16 protein-coding genes are annotated in these 16,202 nt (G+C 64.0%); 9 read left to right on the forward strand and 7 right to left on the reverse strand.

Annotated elements, in window-relative coordinates:
• Positions 1–166 precede the first annotated feature (166 nt).
• Both AC629_RS37320 and AC629_RS37325 read left to right on the forward strand, forming a co-directional pair.
• Positions 167–391 carry a hypothetical protein gene (locus AC629_RS37320; protein WP_084809736.1) on the forward strand — a complete coding sequence of 75 codons (225 nt, stop codon included), beginning with the start codon at positions 167–169 and terminating at the stop codon, positions 389–391.
• Between the two features lie 568 nt (positions 392–959).
• A complete protein-coding gene (locus tag AC629_RS37325; RefSeq protein WP_084809737.1) occupies positions 960–1,775 on the forward strand; it encodes a HoxN/HupN/NixA family nickel/cobalt transporter in 816 nt (271 codons plus the stop codon).
• 160 nt (positions 1,776–1,935) lie between these two features.
• Here the strand turns inward: AC629_RS37325 and AC629_RS37330 are convergent, their stop codons facing one another.
• The 5 genes from AC629_RS37330 to AC629_RS47895 all read right to left on the reverse strand — a co-directional run bounded on the left by AC629_RS37330 (position 1,936) and on the right by AC629_RS47895 (position 6,427).
• Positions 1,936–2,916, reverse strand: coding sequence for a Vgb family protein (locus tag AC629_RS37330; protein WP_084809738.1), 981 nt, complete (start codon positions 2,914–2,916; stop codon positions 1,936–1,938).
• Between the two features lie 39 nt (positions 2,917–2,955).
• Positions 2,956–4,080: a WD40/YVTN/BNR-like repeat-containing protein gene (locus tag AC629_RS37335; RefSeq protein WP_084809739.1), complete on the reverse strand. Its 1,125-nt coding sequence runs from the start codon at positions 4,078–4,080 to the stop codon at positions 2,956–2,958.
• 104 nt (positions 4,081–4,184) lie between these two features.
• Positions 4,185–5,048 (reverse strand): MBL fold metallo-hydrolase, encoded by an 864-nt coding sequence (locus AC629_RS37340; RefSeq protein ID WP_063707275.1) that lies wholly within the window; start codon positions 5,046–5,048, stop codon positions 4,185–4,187.
• A gap of 209 nt (positions 5,049–5,257) precedes the next feature.
• Complete coding sequence (locus tag AC629_RS37345) at positions 5,258–5,791, reverse strand: hypothetical protein (protein ID WP_143199747.1); 534 nt, start codon at positions 5,789–5,791, stop codon at positions 5,258–5,260.
• 165 nt (positions 5,792–5,956) lie between these two features.
• Positions 5,957–6,427 (reverse strand): hypothetical protein, encoded by a 471-nt coding sequence (locus tag AC629_RS47895; protein ID WP_210419159.1) that lies wholly within the window; start codon positions 6,425–6,427, stop codon positions 5,957–5,959.
• 13 nt (positions 6,428–6,440) lie between these two features.
• On the opposite strand from AC629_RS47895, the gene AC629_RS47900 reads away from it, so the two are divergent.
• Positions 6,441–7,055 carry a hypothetical protein gene (locus AC629_RS47900; protein ID WP_210419160.1) on the forward strand — a complete coding sequence of 205 codons (615 nt, stop codon included), beginning with the start codon at positions 6,441–6,443 and terminating at the stop codon, positions 7,053–7,055.
• Positions 7,056–7,062: 7 nt separating this feature from the next.
• Here the strand turns inward: AC629_RS47900 and AC629_RS37360 are convergent, their stop codons facing one another.
• A complete protein-coding gene (locus AC629_RS37360) occupies positions 7,063–8,157 on the reverse strand; it encodes a TatD family hydrolase (RefSeq protein ID WP_245332110.1) in 1,095 nt (364 codons plus the stop codon).
• A 247-nt stretch (positions 8,158–8,404) separates the two neighbouring features.
• Positions 8,405–9,778 carry an alkaline phosphatase family protein gene (locus AC629_RS37365; RefSeq protein WP_084809742.1) on the reverse strand — a complete coding sequence of 458 codons (1,374 nt, stop codon included), beginning with the start codon at positions 9,776–9,778 and terminating at the stop codon, positions 8,405–8,407.
• 135 nt (positions 9,779–9,913) lie between these two features.
• Between AC629_RS37365 and AC629_RS37370 the strand changes: the two genes are divergently transcribed.
• The 6 genes from AC629_RS37370 (at position 9,914) to AC629_RS37395 (ending at position 16,041) form a co-directional block, all read left to right on the forward strand.
• Entirely contained in the window at positions 9,914–11,104 is a 1,191-nt protein-coding gene (locus tag AC629_RS37370) for a 3-dehydroquinate synthase (protein WP_084809743.1), read from the forward strand.
• A 14-nt stretch (positions 11,105–11,118) separates the two neighbouring features.
• A complete protein-coding gene (gene eboE, locus AC629_RS37375) occupies positions 11,119–12,321 on the forward strand; it encodes a metabolite traffic protein EboE (protein WP_084809744.1) in 1,203 nt (400 codons plus the stop codon).
• Positions 12,321–13,196, forward strand: a complete 876-nt coding sequence (locus tag AC629_RS37380; protein WP_084809745.1) for a UbiA family prenyltransferase — start codon at positions 12,321–12,323, stop codon at positions 13,194–13,196. Before eboE ends, AC629_RS37380 begins: the two co-directional genes overlap by 1 nt.
• A 22-nt stretch (positions 13,197–13,218) precedes the next feature.
• Complete coding sequence (locus AC629_RS37385; RefSeq protein ID WP_084809746.1) at positions 13,219–13,923, forward strand: EboA domain-containing protein; 705 nt, start codon at positions 13,219–13,221, stop codon at positions 13,921–13,923.
• Between the two features lie 29 nt (positions 13,924–13,952).
• A complete protein-coding gene (locus AC629_RS37390; protein ID WP_168195682.1) occupies positions 13,953–14,282 on the forward strand; it encodes a c-type cytochrome in 330 nt (109 codons plus the stop codon).
• Positions 14,283–14,391: 109 nt separating this feature from the next.
• Positions 14,392–16,041 (forward strand): PQQ-dependent sugar dehydrogenase family protein, encoded by a 1,650-nt coding sequence (locus AC629_RS37395; protein WP_168195683.1) that lies wholly within the window; start codon positions 14,392–14,394, stop codon positions 16,039–16,041.
• Positions 16,042–16,202: the final 161 nt, after the last annotated feature.

Genomic DNA, 16,202 nt, shown 5'->3' on the forward strand with positions numbered 1-16,202 from the left:
GGTCATCCGCACGGTCTGTCCGTAGCGGCGTCCATATTCCAGCTCGTTGAGTTCCGTTCCACAAAGAGTATTGGCAGTCGGTGGAGAAACGGCCCTCCTTCCTGAACCTTCTTTTCCCGTTTCTACTAGTCGAAAAGGACAGTGACGACCGTCAGGAGCGACGACGATGCTCGATGAAGATTTTGCCCGTATCCGTGCGCACCGCAACAACATCCACCGCTATCGACGCCTGCTCAAGACCAGGCTGTCGGACCTCGAGCGCCAGTTCATCGAACGGCGTCTCTCGGAGAAGCAGACCGCCCTTGAGGCGCTGGCTTCCAAAGCCTTCCCCGTCGCGTTTAGCCTCCCGAAAAGTTCGACTCCGCCGGCACGCGCAAGGGCAGCGCAATGACGGAGGCCCGAGCCCTACTGATCCGCGGCAGCGAGAAGGTCATCGCCCACTATTCGATGCTGCTGGCGAGCGCCAGGAATGAGAAGGAGCGAATTCTATTGGAGTCGTATCGAGCGAGAGCAGAGGCTGCTGGACGAGCTCCAAAGTGGCTTCCCGGATAGATTCGCGGCGTGACCCTGTCGGCGCGATAAGTTAGGTCGGCTGTCGGCGCCGCGGCGGTCCAACCCACTCTTCCAAGACCGGCAAAAGGCCCGCGACCCACTCGCAATGGTGGCAGACACCCCGCGCAGTGGAACACGACCAAATTGGAGTTGTCGCTGGACCAAGACGAATAGCCCGCGGGTATCCCCTCCTCCGCACCACGCTGCAGTTGTCGTTCTTGCGCGATCGGTCAAAAGCTACGGGAAAAAGCCACGGTAACCGGCTCGCTTATCAACGCGCCGACGGTGGGCCAATGTGGATCACGCGCATCTCGGGCCGGTTCGGAGACAATGAGCGGCATAACCAGAGCCGATATGCTACTTATCCACGCCTAGTAACGCCTTGGCCGCCAGTGAAGGTTGCCTGAATGCGGGAATTCCTGTTCTTCGTCGCATCGAGCTTCTGGGCGGGCGCCGCGCATGCGGCGACGCCGGGGCACGGCAAGACCATCGCGGCCGCTTACATCGTTGGCGCGCGCGGCAAGCCGATCGACGCGGTGATCCTTGGAATTTTCGTCACTCTGTCCCACACCAGCGGGATCGTGCTGGTCGGCGTGCTCGCCTCGCTCGGCTCGACCTGGCTGCGGCCGCAGCGCATCGAAGCCTATTTGGCGGTTGCGGTCGGTATCCTGGTGATCGTGCTCGGCCTATGGATGCTGTGGGCGCAGCGCGATCTTGTGGCGCTCGCCATGGGCGAAGCCGGCGAGCCGGGCGATGGCACCAGCCGCGCGCGGGATCACAATCACCACCATGCTCACGACCATCTGCGTGGCCATGAGCACGGCGAGCCTGTGGCCTGGCATAGCCACGGATTCGGCAAGGTCCACGCCCATCGACTGGACGTCGTGGTCGAGAACCGTCCGAAACTGCCTGTGCTGCTGGCGCTGGGTATTGCGGGCGGCCTGCTCCCCGATCCAGCCGCGCTGGCGCTGTTGCTCGGCGCGCTGTCGAGCGGAAAAGTTCTGCTCGGCTTGGTCACGGTCGTGGTGTTCAGCCTCGGCTTCGCGGCGACGCTCGTGGTGGTCGGCATCGTTGCCGCGAAAGTCGGCGAAAAGGTGCTCGACTGGCTGGCCAGCATCTGGATGATCCGCCTGCAGATCGCCACTAGCCTGCTGATCGTCGGCATGGGCGTGGTACTGACCATCCGCGCCGCGTCCGAAGTGGCGGCGTTGCCGGCGGGCTGAATGTTTAGAGCGCGAGGGCCTTTCTTCGATGTGGCATCCCGCTCTACCTTTTTGTTCGAGCATGATTTTTTCGGAAGACCGGCACCCGCACTCCTGGGGATTTAGAATTCCTATTGGGTTTGCCGCGAGTCCGATTGGAATTTCAAATCCACCGCATTGGCTACGGCGCAACCGCATGCCTGGCCGGCAGCATGCCGACAAACCCGCTGATGTCGGCGTACCAGACATTGCCGTCGCGATCGACGGCGATGCTGAACGGTCGGGCATTGTCGCGGGGAAGCGCAAAGGTCTCGATGTGGCCGTTGCGCAGCCGCCCGAGGCTCGCGCGGCGCATCATACCAAACCAGACGTCGTCATTGGGAGCCACGGCAATGCCGCTGAGACCGGCATTTTCCGGACCCGCCTCGACATCCGAGAATTGTCCATCCTTGAATCGTCCGATGCGGTTGGCGCGAAACTGCAGAAACCACACTGAGCCGTCGGAGCCGACCGCGACGTCAGTCGGCACGGCGCCGCCACGCGGGAGGTCGAATGTCCTGCTGGTGCCGTCGACGGCGAGGTGGAGCAGCTGGTTGCCGTTCTGCAGTGTGGCCCATATGTCGCCGTCGGCCGTCACTGCAACCCCATAGGGTCCGCCGCGCGCGGACCCGATCTGATAGCGGGTAAAAACTCCGTCCTTCAGCTTGCTCAAGCCATAGCCGGTCGGATCGGCGAACCAGGCGGCGCCGTCGGGCGCGATCACAAGCCGTCCGAGGCGAGTGATCGGAGTGTCCAGCACAAACCGTGCGATCTCGCCTACGCTGCTGATGCGCGCAATGGCGCGCGCGGCGAGGTCCGTGTACCAGGCGCTGCCGTCCGCCGCGACGGCGAGCCCGAGCGGCTCGATGTTGCGGCTCGATGTGGGCAGTCGCTCGATGCGGCCGTTGCGCAGACGGCCAATCGCATTGGCATGGTCGATGGTGAACCAGATGCTGCCGTCAATGCCCGCCGCAATCGCGATCGGCGCATCCTGCGGCTCGTCCATGCGGTACTCGACGAATTTTTCCTCCGGGACGGCGCGGACCAGCAGAAGCGCGCCTCCCGCCAGGACCGCGATGCCGAGCGCCGCGGTTAGTGTCCCGATTTTGAAGTTCGCAAGCATTCGCGGCACACTCCGTACGAACCTCGGTTCCCACGCGCATCAACGCGGCGAACGCGCGGCGGCGCGCCGGCGCGACAGATGTAGCGCCGCAAGACAGCCGCCGATCAGCACCAGCACACAGAACGAGACTCCGCCGACGAGGCTGATCGGTTCGATGCGCGCCAGCAGGTTGCCGCCTTCGAGGGCCATTCGCCAGACTTCCGCATAGGGCATCAGCGAGAAGACCGCGTAAATGACGCCTGCATCGTTTGGATCCCGGGCGAGGGGCCCGGACTCGATATGGGTTGGAAGGTTGTCTTCTTTCGGCGCCCAAGATTCGCCGCCGTCGTCGCTGCGATAGATTCCGCGATCGGAGGAGATGACCAGGGTCGTCGCGTCTGCGCTGGCTGCAATGCCGCGCACTCTGGCTCTCGCCTCAGGCAGCGAACGTCCGACGGAATGCCAACCGGAGCCGAGATCGTCGCTGACCGCCATCCGGCCGCCCGCCGCCGCCCAGATGCGTTGCGGCCGGCTGGCATCGGTCGCGATCGTGTCGACCGGCGCATCTGCGCCGCCGAAGCCGGTGTTGCGCCAAGCGCGCCCCCCATCGTGGCTGATCATCGCCCGTCCGTCGATCACGGCCGCCAGAATGTCGGCCGATCCCGGGATCGTCACCAGCGCCGTCATCTCGCCGATCTCTGGGACTCGGGGCACGACCGCATAGGTGCGGCCGCCGTCCTCGCTCGCGAACAGCTCCCTCCAGCCGAGCAGATAGAAACGATGGTTAGCCGGCCCGGCGACCAGCGCCCGCGCCGGGATTGCGGACCCCGGGATCTCGGCGCGCAGCCAACCCTCCCGGTCACGACGAAACACGCCGCTGGCTGCCGCACACACGGTCAGCTCGCCGTCTGGCGAGAAGGCGAGCGCAAATACCGCGCCGATGATGACGTCGCGCGCCTCCGGAGCCCAGCTCCGCCCTCCATTGTGCGAAGTCAGGATTCCGAGATCGGTGCCAACCAGCAGGTGGGACGAATCGCGTGGATCGACCGCAATGACGAGCGCCGCATTGAGAAACAGGCCGACATCCGCATTCAACCAGGCTGCGCCGAGATCGCGAGAGCGAAACACGCCGCCATAGCTGCTCGCGTCATGCGCCGACGCGCTGCTAGCCAGGAGAGACGCCACGCAGACAAGCCAGATGGTCAGCCGACGCAGGCCGAATTGCTCTTTTCCAATCCCAAGATGAAGCGGTCGGGGTGGGGAGGCTGGTCCCACCCCGACAACACGGGTCATGGCTTGCGCGATTTTTCACCCGGCGCCAGCGTGATCTCGGCCATGCGTCCGCCGTTCAGCGCCTCCCAGGAATTCTTCGTCAGCGGATATTTGTCAGTGTAGCTCAGCGGCTCGTGAGCGGAGACGCAGTTGTTGTAGCCGCCGGTAATCTTGTAGCACTTCTCGTAGGCGAGAAACTGCTGGACCGTATCGGTCTGCTGCACGTTCGCCGTCATCCAATCGCGGATGGCCTCGTACGACGAGAACGCGTCCGAGCCGAACACCAGCTTGCCGATGGCGGTCGGCACCTCAAGCAGCTGCGAGCCGGCCGTATGGGCGCGAAACGCCGGATGAATCCGCACGCCGGGCAGGATCTCCATCTCGCCATCAACGATCACCGCCTTGCCCTTCAGCACCTTGCCGTAGACCTCCTCGATTGTGAGCGGCATGTAGCCGCAAGCGGGGGTACGGTAGCAGCCGCCGGGATCGGAGTTGATCGCCCGGATGTGCGGCTCCGGATAGTTGAGCGCCCACTCAATCGCCTTGAGCTCCTCGCGTTGCACGTAAAGCACGGCATTGGGCAGATCGGACAATTGGCCGGCATGGTCCCAGTGCGCGTGTCCGATTACCACCTTCGTAACATCGGCGGCATTGAAGCCGAGAACCTTCAGCTGGTCGGGCAGCGGAGCCCAGTGGTCCGACCCGGTCATCTTGAGATATTCCTGCTGCTTCCAGCCGGTATCGTAGAGGACCAACTCATTGCCGCACTTGATCACGCCGATGTTCACCGGCAGATCGACGGTTGGAATGCTGCTCTCCGGCTTGTTGCTGCCGGGCACGAATGCGCGATCCGGCATGAACGCTCCGAACGGTACTTTCATGAAACGGCTGCTCTCAATCAGCCATACCGAGCAGACCGGTTGCTGGGCCTGCGCTGCCGCGTCGAAGAGGCAAACCAGTGCCGCTATTAGAGCCGTCCATGCGAACGGACGAATTCTTAACGAGCGTTTTCTCATTGCCTTCCTCCCTACAGTTAGATTCTGATTGAGATCGGAATGCGCTTGTCTCTTTTCCTTGATCCGATTGCCACTTAGTGCGGCTTGTATTGTCCCGGCCACAGCACTTCGCCGACGCGCAGCATGTCTTCAGAGGCCCTCACATCCAGCCGGTGGGCGACGTCGAGACGCTGCGAGTCGCCGTCCTCGATGAATTTCAGCATCTCGGCCGCAGCGTTGGCGTAGAGCGCCAATGCTTCGACGTACTGCCCGTGCGTCTTTGACAGTGAAGGCGGCGGACTCATGGTGCGGACCTCAATTTCAGCATCATGAAAGAATTTCGCCAGCGGCTCGATGCTCCGCGCGAGCGCGCGGGCGTCCCGATTCTCGGTCTGATAAGCGATGCCGGCAAAGCTCATTGCCACCGCCGAGCGAGTCGCCTCCCGGTGGACGGCCCACAAGGCCGTGGCGAAGCGTTCCTCGTCCGCTGTCAATGCCGGCGGTTGGGGTTTCTCGGCTCGCGTGCCGGCAGTTTGCGCCGCCGGTCGCACCACCGACTGCGGCCGCATCTCGTGCAGCCACGCAGCACCCACGGATGCCGCGAGCACCAGAACGATGCCGGCCAGCAACAACGACCGCGCACCGGGCATGCCGATCGTCTGAATGGCGCATCCTCCATTCTATTATTGCGACACTTTATCCCTCGGTTTCCCGCGGTCAACCGGTACGGGCGGCGAAGCAGACCTGTGCGCGCACACTTATGGCTTGCCGCTGAGCCCAAGCCGTCCGCCAGGTCAGCGGGGCTGCCAGGTCGGCGCGTCGCTGAACAGGCCGCCATCGGCAAAGCCGATGCCGTAGATCAGGACCACCCCGAAGACGAAGCTGACCAGGCCCGATGCCACGCGGAGCCTCCAATTTAATGTCGGAAGATTGACCGCGGTGAACGCGAACGGTGCCGACAGGATCAGCGTGATCAGCATCATTCCGACGATGGTGCCGAGCCCGAACAGCAGCAGGTAGCCGAGCGCGGCCATCGGTTCGCGGATGATGGACAGGACCATCAGGGCGACGGCGGCCGATCCTGCCAGGCCATGCACGAGGCCGACAGCGAAGGGGCGCAGCCACTCGTAGAAAGCGAGCCGGCCGAGCCCGCTGCGGTCGAGCCGCGCCAGCGGCGTGTCCTCCTCGGCGTGCCCGTGGGCGCCGGGGGGCGTGACCGTGCGGGTGCCGGTGCACGTAGTCGCCATGCGCATGCGGGTGCTCATGGAGGTCGAGCCCATGTCCGCCGGGGACGCCCGCATGCACGTGGGCCGTGCCGACCGCGCGACCCATCCCTGTCAGGGTGAGAACGCCGAGCAGGACCAGCATGATGCCGACGGCGAACTCCATCGACAGGCCGAGCTGTGGCGGAATGACGACCCCGAACACGATGATCGCAGCGCCGACGGCCATAACCGTGAGGGTGTGCCCGACGCCCCAGGCAGCACCGATCAGCGCGGAGCCCGCGATGCTGTGCTGGCGACTGACGATCGTCGCAATGGCGACCACGTGGTCGGCGTCGGTCGCATGCCGCATCCCGAGGAAGAAGCCGAGAAACAGGAACGACACGATACTCGGGGCGATTCCGGTCATTGCGCACGCGCCGTGATGGTTATTTCGGCCGCATTATGCAGGGTTTCGATCGGACGCCAATTCCCAAATGCGCTGCGTCCGGTGGCACGGCTGCTTTGGATGGAGCGGATGATGGCCGCGGCCGGAGTCGATGTTTCCGCCGCCCAGGACAATGACGCCTGGCTGCTACCGATCCCGGCGACACTCATTGTCGGCGGCGACGGAGTGATCCCGCGCATGGGGATTGAGGACATGCCGGCGGCGCGGCGCTGCGTGCCCTGATCGCCGATCAGGCAATCGTAAGGTTACCGGAGAGCGAACCGACGGGCGCCTCAATGCGCGGGGTCTGGCCGCCGCGCAGCACGCTGTTACCCTCAAACAGCGTGCGCTGGTCGATGGGCGCCGGATTGAGCCAATCCTGCTCCTTCATGACGCCAGAGAGGCCATAGGCGGCCAGCGCATTTTCGTACGTGACCTTGCGGATCGTGGCGGCCGGAATGCCGCGTTGTGCCATCAACGCGGCGGTCTTCGGCACGGCAAGCGAGTCCGAGACGCCCCAGTCGCAGGCGGAATCGACAATGATGCGCTCGGGTCCGAACTGTCGGACCAGCTCGGTCATGCGCTCGTTTCCCATCTTTGTGTGCGGATAGATCGAGAACGCCGCGAAATAGCCGCGGTCCAGCACATCGCGGACGGTCTCCTCATTATTATGGTCAATCACGCAACGGCCCGGGTCGAACCGGTGCTCGCTGAGCACGTCCATGGTCCGCGATGTTCCGCGTTTCTTGTCGCGATGCGGCGTATGGATCATGATGGGAAGATCAATCTCCTTGGCGAGCTCGATCTGCTGGCGCAAATATTTGTCTTCAAGGGCGGTCTGCTCGTCATAACCGAGCTCGCCGATGGCGACGACACTTTCCTTCGCGGCGAAGTGCGGCAGCACCTCCATGATGGCTTCCGCCAGCGCCTCGTTGTTGGCCTCCTTCGGGTTAAGCCCAATGCAGCAATAGTGGCGGATGCCGAACTGGCCGGCGCGGAATTTTTCGAAGCCGATAATGCTGGAGAGATAGTCAACATAGCTGCCGAGATTAGTCCGCGGCTGGCCGATCCAGAACGCCGGTTCGATCACCGCCACCACGCCGGCGCGCGCCATGGCCTCGTAGTCCGCGGTGGTGCGCGAGATCATGTGTGCATGCGGATCGATGAACATGATGCCGGCTGCAGCCGGCATCAGGTATCCCTGTGTGTCGGCCTGAAGCCGCATCGCGCCGTCCTGGCCCCGCAGCGACAGGAGCGCGCCGCAGCACGGGCACAGGAGTTCGGAGCGCTCCCGCGCCTCGCCCGATCCTGTGGCTCCTTCGAAGGCGGTAAATTGTTGCGACATGCCGCGCCTCCGTTTTTGTTGCTTCTGCGGCGTGACGACGAGAAGTCGTTTCGGTCACCCCTTCATTAGCAGCCTCGTAATATCTAGCATGACCCGGGACGTTTGAACATGAAGACAAGGGCATGTAGGGATTCATAGCCTGTCAGCCACGCTGCCGCATTTGGCCGATCCGGTAGGAGTCGATCGACGGCCGTACCAGGGCGTACAGCCGAGATCGGCGAGGCACGGGCGCCCTTGTCCGCGGGCGTCAATCGAAGACGTGCGCCAGGATGATCGTTTTGACCGCCGCCGCCGCGATCCGCCCATCCGGCACGAGGCTCGGCTCGCTCGAGATCAACAGCGGACCGCGTGCCGGATCGTCCACGATCCGCCCATGAGAGCCGCGCACGAGGGTGGCATCGAGCGGGATCACGTCCATGACGGTGCGCAGCCCAAGCGCCCGCTTGGCCAGGCGCCAACCCAGCGCCAGCCTTGGAAACGAGATGGCGGGGTCGAGAAAGAGCTCGACCGGATCATACCCCGGCTTGCGATGGATCTCGACCAGGCGGGCGAAATCGGGAGCGCGCCGATCGTCGATCCAGTAGTAGTATGTGAACCACGCATCGGGGCGCGCCAGCGCGACGAGCTCGCCCGAGCGCGCGTGATCGATCCCGAGCGCGTGCTGCTCGCGCCGGTCGAACACGCCGTCAACGCCTGGCAGCGCCGCAACGATGCGACGGACTTCCTCGATCAGTGTCGGTTCCGAAATATAGAGATGGGCGATCTGATGATCCGCCAACGCAAACGCCCGCGACTGCGGGATATCGAGCACCTCGCCACCATCCTCGGTGCGCACCGCCAGGAGCCCGGCCTGACGCAAGGCTCTGTTGACGTGGATCGGCATGCTGACGGCCGTGATCCCGTACTCGGACAGCACGATCACCCGCGCCCCCTCCCGCTCGGCATCGGCGATGAGCGTGCCAGCAACAGCATCGATCTCCTGCAGACTTCTTGCAGTCCGAGGATCGTCGGGCCCAAGACGCTGCAGGTCGTAATCGAGGTGCGGCAGATAGACCAGCGTCAGGGTCGGGGTTCGGGTGCGCCTGACATGCAGGGCCGCATCGGCGATCCAGCGCGATGATACGATGGAGGTCCCTGGCCCCCAGAACTGGAACAGGGGAAAGGCGCCAAGCTCGCGCGTCAGCTCCTCACGGAGCGCTGCAGGTTGCGCATAGCAGTCAGGCATCTTGCGCCCGTCCGACTTGTAGATCGGCCGAGGCGTGAGGCCGACGTCGTGACTCGCCCCCATATTATACCACCAGAACAGATTGGCGGTGGTGAACCCGGGATCGCGCCGCTTGCCTGCCTCCCAGACCTTCTCCCCGGCAACAAGCCGGTTTGACTGTCGCCACAGCCAAACTTCAAGCAGGTCGCGAAATAGCCAGCCATTCGCGACGATGCCGTGGTCGCGCGGCAGGCTGCCAGTCATGAAGGTTGCCTGCACGGTACACGTGACCGCGGGCGTCACTGTGTCAAGCGGACGCACGGCACCTGCGCGCGCAAGCGTCGACAGATGTGGCGTGTTGGGCCCGAGATGGCTTGGCGTCAGGCCGACCACAAGGATGACAATCGTCTTCCGCATTGGCACACCATCGCGCGGTCTCTTGATGTTCGAGGGGAATTGACAGGCTAGGCGTGGCGATGAAGACTACACTCTTCGATGCGTCCGTAAAGAAAGCTACAACTGCTCGCGCGCATCGAGGGGAGGAGCGCGTCGATGCTCGACCCGGAACCCGACGTTCCGCGGACGGAAACGTTCGCGCAGACGTTCTCGATCAGATACGACTATCCGGTCCATTTCACGCGCGATCTTTTTGATCCGCGCAATCCGTGTCTTCGTCAGGTGCTGATGCCTGGCCCGTTGGCCCGGCCTCAGCGTCTCGCCGTGTTCATCGACGAAGGCGTGACAATCGCATGGCCGCAGCTTGCAGGCCGCATCGCCGACTATGGCGCCGCGCACGCCGCCGCGATGGAGCTCGTGGGAGACATTGTCATCGTTCCGGGCGGCGAGGCCGTCAAGAACCAGCACGATTGCGTGGAGGCCGTTCTCAAGGACCTCTCGGCGCGGCATATCGATCGGCAGTCCTATGCGCTTGCCATCGGTGGCGGCGCCGTGCTCGATGCGGTGGGATTTGCCGCTGCGATATTCCATCGCGGCGTGCGCCACGTCCGCTGCCCTACCACAGTGCTCGCGCAAAGCGATTCCGGCGTCGGAGTGAAGAACGGGATCAATGCTTTCGGTCTCAAGAATCTGCTCGGAACCTTTGCGCCGCCCTTCGCGGTGATCAACGACCAGGCTTTTCTTGACGTGCTGCCGGCGCGCGACAAGCGGGCCGGCATGGCCGAAGCCGTCAAGGTCGCCTTGATCCGCGATGGCGCTTTCTTTGACTGGATCGAGCGCAAGGCCGCGGCGCTCGCGGCCTTCGAGCCGAACGCGCTCAAGACGCTGGTGCGGCGTTGCGCGAGGCTCCATATGCGCCAGATCGCGAGCGGCGGCGATCCCTTCGAGAGCGGCTCCGCGCGCCCCCTGGACTTCGGTCACTGGTCTGCCCACAAGCTCGAGACGCTCACGCGCCACACCCTGCGCCATGGCGAGGCGGTGGCGATCGGCATTGCGCTTGACTCGCGCTATTCGGTGCTCGCCGGCCTGTTGCCGGACGGCGAGGACACGCGCATTGTCCGGCTGCTACAGGCGCTCGGGTTCACGCTTTGGGACGATGCGCTCGACCTCAGGGACGGGAGTGGCCGCCGGCGCATCATCGCCGGGATCGGCGATTTCCAGGAGCATCTGGGCGGCGAGCTGACCATCACGCTTCTCGCAGCGATCGGGCTTGGTGTCGAAGTCCATGCGATGGACGACGAACGGATCGAAAGAGCTATCGCATGGCTCAAGGCACGTGCCCGATAAGAGGGACGGCATTCATGCATCTCAGTCACTTATCTGGCGGCGCGCATCTCACCTACTGTACGAATATCCACGCGGGCGAGAGCTGGGATGAGGTGCGCCAGAGCCTCGAGGCTCATGTCCCACACATCAAGGCAAGGGTCTCGCCGCACAGTGCATTCGGACTTGGTCTTCGGCTCTCGGGGATCGCCGCCGAGGCGTTGAGCGCGCCAGCGGTGCTTGACGAGTTTCGCGCGTTTCTCGGCCGCGAAAATCTCTACGTCTTCACCATTAACGCTTTTCCCTATGGCCCATTCCATGGGCGCCGCGTGAAGGAGGATGTCTATCAACCGGATTGGCTCACGCCGGAGCGGCTGAGCTACTCCGATCGCGCCGCCGAGATCCTGGCGATGCTTCTGCCGGACGGGATGGTCGGCTCGGTGTCGACGGTCCCGGGGACGTTCAAGGCGGTAGCGGCGGCGCGGCCAGACGCCGCGAGGGCGATGGCCGACGCGCTCGCTCGCCACGTTGCCACGCTCGTCTCACTGCGGCGCCGAACCGGCCGCGAGATCGTGCTCGCCCTCGAGCCCGAGCCATGCTGCTTTCTTGAGACCGTCGAGGAAACGATCGCGTTCTTTTGCGATCATCTCCACACTGATGCCAGCGCCGCAATCGTTGCGGACCAGACAGGCACGTCGCCCGCCGCCGCGCACGACGCGCTGCGGCGCCATCTCGGCGTCTGCTATGACGTCTGCCACGGTGCGGTGGAATTCGAGGAGCCGGCGCGCGCCTTCGCGCAGCTCGGCGAAGCCGGCATCCGGATCGGAAAGCTGCAGCTGAGCTCGGCGCTGCGAGTGCCCGAGATCGATGCCAACACCGAAAGAACGCTCACGGCGTTCAATGACGGCGTCTACCTGCATCAGGTCGTACAACGGCGGAACGGCTCGCTGGTTCGCTATGTCGACCTGGAGCCCGCGTTTGCGGCGCTGCGCGCCGGAAAGGCCGGGGGCGAGTGGCGCGTCCATTGTCACGTGCCCGTGTTCCTGGAGATCGCCGGGGGCTTTCATTCGACGCAACCGACGCTGAAGGCGGCGCTTGCTGCCGCCAAGTCGGCCTTTGTCGCACCCCATTTCGAGGTCGAAACCTATACGTGGGATGTGCTGCCGCCTGAGCTGCGCCAGTCGAGCCGGGCGGATGCGATCGCGCGCGAGATGCTCTGGGTGCTCGAGGAGCTGTCCTGATGGCGATGACGGCACAGCGCCCCCTGTCGGTGACGGCTCTGCTGACGCTTGGCCGGGTGTCAAACCTGCCGACGGTGTGGACCAACGTCCTCACCGGGGCGGTGCTCGCCGGTGGGGCGTGGCACGACGGCCGAACTGGCATCGTGCTGGTGGCGATGTCGCTGTTCTATGTCGGGGGCATGTATCTCAACGATTACTTCGATCGCGTCATCGATGCGCGCGAGCGCCCGGGACGGCCGATCCCAGCCGGAGACGTGGCAGCGGACCTTGTCGCGGTCATCGGGTTCGGCCTGCTCGCCGCGGGCGTCGCACTGCTGGCCACTATCGGCTTGGCAGCCGCGATCTGTGGCCTTGGGCTCGCCGCGCTCATCGTCGCATACGATCTGTTCCACAAAGGCAATCCTGTTGCTCCGGTGATGATGGGTGCCTGCCGCATGCTGGTCTATCTCGGCGCCGCCGCTGCGACGACGGGCAGTATCCCCGAATTTGTTGTGATCGCTTCGCTTGCCCTTCTCGCCTACATCACCGGCCTGACCTACGCCGCCAGGCAAGAGAGTCTCGACCGTGTGGGCAATCTCTGGCCACTCGCTGCGCTTTCAGCGCCAATGATCATCGCGTTGCCGGCACTCGCTCGGGGGCCGCTGTCAGCCGTGATCTATATCGCTCTGATCTGCTGGACGACCGCCGCGGTCTACCTCCTGGCGCGACGGCCCGCGCCCGGAGCCGTCTCGCGTGCCGTCGCCGCCCTCATCGCCGGCGTCTCGCTGGTTGATGCCGCACTGATCGCGAGCGCCGGTGCGAGCGCGCCGGCCCTGCTGGCGGTTGCCGGCTTCGCGGCCACCGTCTTGCTACAACGATATATCGCGGGGACCTGACGCCCTGGCGATGGAGACCACAATGGATCCGCGTGGCCCGACCAGTGCCGAACCTGCATCGATCATGGCGCTTCTGCTGCGCTGGCTTTCCCGTCAGCTCTCGCCCGAAGCAATGGGCTGGCTCGCGGCCGAACTCGAACGCCAGCGCACGACCGTCGACGTGCGACGGCTAGCGCTTTCGCTCGGTCTAGTGGGACGCAAGGTCGGCCGCACCGATCTGACACTCGACCCCGACGATGAATTGGCAGCGCAGCGACTGCGCGCCGGCTGGCAGCCGCGCCTGTGGGGCACTGACGAGGCGGCGCGCGTCGCCCTCCTCATTGCCACATATCGCGGCGATGATCAGCCCTTTGCGGCGCGCATCGACCGGCTGTGCACGACAGCCGAGGTCACAGAGCACGTGGCCTATCTGAAGGGTTTCGCGGTCTTTCCGGCCGGCCGGCAGCTCCATGACCGGGCGCGCGAAGGCGTGCGCTCGTCGATCGGACCGGTGTTCGAGGCAATTGCCTGCCATAACCCGTATCCGTTCGATTATTTTGATGAGGCTGCCTGGAATCAGATGGTGGTGAAATGCGTGTTCACCGGAGCGTTGATCAACAGCATCGTCGGCCTTGAGCAGCGTCGCAACCCCGAGCTGCTGCAGATGCTCCGTGATTTGGTGTCCGAACGGCATGCGGCCGGCCGCAGCGTGCCGGATGCGGTTCTCGCGTATGTCGGCAGTGGATGATCCGAATGTGTCGGCACTTGTCTGCTATCATGGCCTGGCTCGTCCTCTCGGCGACGTCGCTCTTCGCTCGAGACGCCCAGCACGGCGAGGTCCTCTACCAGCGTTATTGCTCAGGGTGTCACGGCGCCGACGGTCGCGGCGGCGGCAAAGGCTTCATGCCCCACGTCGGAGCCCTGACGCGGAAAGGCTACATCGACCTGATCGATGATGCCTCCCTCGCCATGGTGATCGCGGAGGGTGGCGAGGCGATGGGCAAGAGCGGATTCATGCCTTCCTGGAAGGCGACCCTGTCGAAGGACGACATCGCGGATGTCATCGCGTACGTCCGAACCCTGCCCTTGTCCGATGGGCCTCAATGAAGAACCGATCCGAACGCACGGATCCGAACGGAAACAAAAACAACCAGGAAAGCAAACACACTTAGAAAGATGGGGGAGTGGAAACCAAACCAGCCAAGGGAGGAGTGTCATGAAATTTTTCCTCAGTATGACGGTGGCCGCAGCGGCGCTCATGTGCCTGATGCAGGCGAGCGCACAGGAGCCGCGCGGCGGCCCGTGGGCGAAACGCGAGCCGTTCAAGCCTGACCCTACCAAAATTGTCGTGCCGCCCGCCTATAAGGTCGGCGTGTTTGCTGCCGGGCTCGATACCCCATCGTCTGCCACAGTCGACAAGGATGGAAACCTGTGGGTGGCGATTTCCGGCGTTCTCCTTGGCAGCCCCGAGGCTGACAAGATCGACCCGCCGCATGTCAAGATCTTCGACAAGGACGGAAAACTCCTGCGCGAGGTCGGCAAGGGCACGTTCAAGACGGTCATGAACGAAATCGGCTACTGCGCCGAGAACGGCAAGACCTACATTCCCGAATACGGTGAGAAGATTTGGGAAATGGACGGCGTCAACGGCGAGCTCAAGCTGATCATCAAGGAACTGCCGATCGGCGACCACCGCAACGGCGGCATCACCTGCAAGGACGGCTACATCTATTTTGCGCTGGGCTTCCCGAGCAACAGCGGTTTCGCGGATCCTGATAATCACGGCTGGACGGATATCCCGAATGATCCGTTCTGGGTCAAGCACCAGGACGGCCACGGCACCACGCCGCATGATCCGGTGTGCCGCGACATTGTGCATACGGGCCTCAACGTGAAATCCTCGGACGGCCGCATGACCGGGGCGCTGCTGCCGGTCGGGGTGCCGGCGAAGCCCGGCATGGTGGTCAAGGCTCAGGTGCCCTGCGGCGGCTCTATCATGCGCGTCAAGATGAGCGACGCGGGCACCGACGGCATCTATCCGCATGAGAAAATGGAGGTCTACGCCATGGGCTTCCGCAACCAGTCCGGCGTCGCCTTCGGGCCACCCGGCACCAAATGGGAGAACGCGCTGGCGGTTGCCGACAATGGCGCGAACGACCTTGGCCATCGCCGCATCGCCAATGGCGCCGAGAAACTCTTCATCGTGACCGAGAAGGGGCAGGACGCCGGCTTCCCCGACAAGGAGGGGATGGGATTTGTCAGCAACAAGCGCTTCGGTTGGGAAGTCTTCCGCGGCAACGCAGTCGATCGTCCGTATCCCCAGCTTTATGTCGGCGATAAGCCGTTCATGCCGAAAATGCCGCCCTATCGCTTCCAGTTCCACGTTGACGGCGTTCGCGGCGTTCCGCTGATTGCCGCAAACCAGAACCCGAACGGCTACATCAACCCTGTGCTCGAATGGGATACCAACAACCCGATCGACGGGATTGCCTGGAGCGTTCGTGGCTTCGGCGCCGACAACACTCTGTTCGGCGCCGTCTACGGCATCCTTGACACCGGGCCGGAGAGCCTCATTCCAACCTGGCCGGTGGTGCTGCGGATCGACTTCCTCGAGCCGACCGGGGTCAAGTGGAGCCAGTTTGCCCACAATATCGAACCTGGGCCCAACGCTTATCAGAAATCGGAGAATCGCGGCGGTCTCGAGCGGCCGAACAAGGTCATCTTCGCCAATGATGGACGCACCATGTATGTGGTGGATTACGGCGAAGTGTTCGCCGACTTCTACAAGGCACCGTCGTTCTACACCGTGCCAAAATCCGGCGTGATCTGGACGATCTCGTATGAAGGGCCGCGCGCGACGCATTGAACTGTGGTTCGGGCACAACGCCCCTCCCCCGCACCGGGCGCTTGCGGGGGAGGGAGTTCCTGGCCCCCTTCGCGACATGCTGACAGACCCTGAAAACGTCTGTTTATTGGCTAGACCCGAAGTAGTCGGGCACGGCTAAATCGACGCCGTGGCCGCGCAAA

The sequence above is a fragment of the Bradyrhizobium sp. NAS80.1 genome (assembly GCF_001908205.1).
GTDB lineage: Bacteria > Pseudomonadota > Alphaproteobacteria > Rhizobiales > Xanthobacteraceae > Bradyrhizobium.

Bases quoted from the DNA above. Each gene is read 5' to 3' on its own strand.
- AC629_RS37320 (WP_084809736.1), top strand. From the start codon at position 167: ATGCTCGATGAAGATTTTGCCCGTATCCGTGCGCACCGCAACAACATC.
- AC629_RS37325 (WP_084809737.1), top strand. From the start codon at position 960: ATGCGGGAATTCCTGTTCTTCGTCGCATCGAGCTTCTGGGCGGGCGCC.
- AC629_RS37330 (WP_084809738.1), bottom strand. From the start codon at position 2,916: ATGCTTGCGAACTTCAAAATCGGGACACTAACCGCGGCGCTCGGCATC.
- AC629_RS37340 (WP_063707275.1), bottom strand. From the start codon at position 5,048: ATGAAAGTACCGTTCGGAGCGTTCATGCCGGATCGCGCATTCGTGCCC.
- AC629_RS47895 (WP_210419159.1), bottom strand. From the start codon at position 6,427: ATGAGCACCCGCATGCGCATGGCGACTACGTGCACCGGCACCCGCACG.
- AC629_RS47900 (WP_210419160.1), top strand. From the start codon at position 6,441: ATGTCCGCCGGGGACGCCCGCATGCACGTGGGCCGTGCCGACCGCGCG.
- AC629_RS37360 (WP_245332110.1), bottom strand. From the start codon at position 8,157: ATGTCGCAACAATTTACCGCCTTCGAAGGAGCCACAGGATCGGGCGAG.
- AC629_RS37365 (WP_084809742.1), bottom strand. From the start codon at position 9,778: ATGCGGAAGACGATTGTCATCCTTGTGGTCGGCCTGACGCCAAGCCAT.
- AC629_RS37370 (WP_084809743.1), top strand. From the start codon at position 9,914: ATGCTCGACCCGGAACCCGACGTTCCGCGGACGGAAACGTTCGCGCAG.
- eboE (WP_084809744.1), top strand. From the start codon at position 11,119: ATGCATCTCAGTCACTTATCTGGCGGCGCGCATCTCACCTACTGTACG.
- AC629_RS37380 (WP_084809745.1), top strand. From the start codon at position 12,321: ATGGCGATGACGGCACAGCGCCCCCTGTCGGTGACGGCTCTGCTGACG.
- AC629_RS37385 (WP_084809746.1), top strand. From the start codon at position 13,219: ATGGATCCGCGTGGCCCGACCAGTGCCGAACCTGCATCGATCATGGCG.
- AC629_RS37390 (WP_168195682.1), top strand. From the start codon at position 13,953: ATGGCCTGGCTCGTCCTCTCGGCGACGTCGCTCTTCGCTCGAGACGCC.
- AC629_RS37395 (WP_168195683.1), top strand. From the start codon at position 14,392: ATGAAATTTTTCCTCAGTATGACGGTGGCCGCAGCGGCGCTCATGTGC.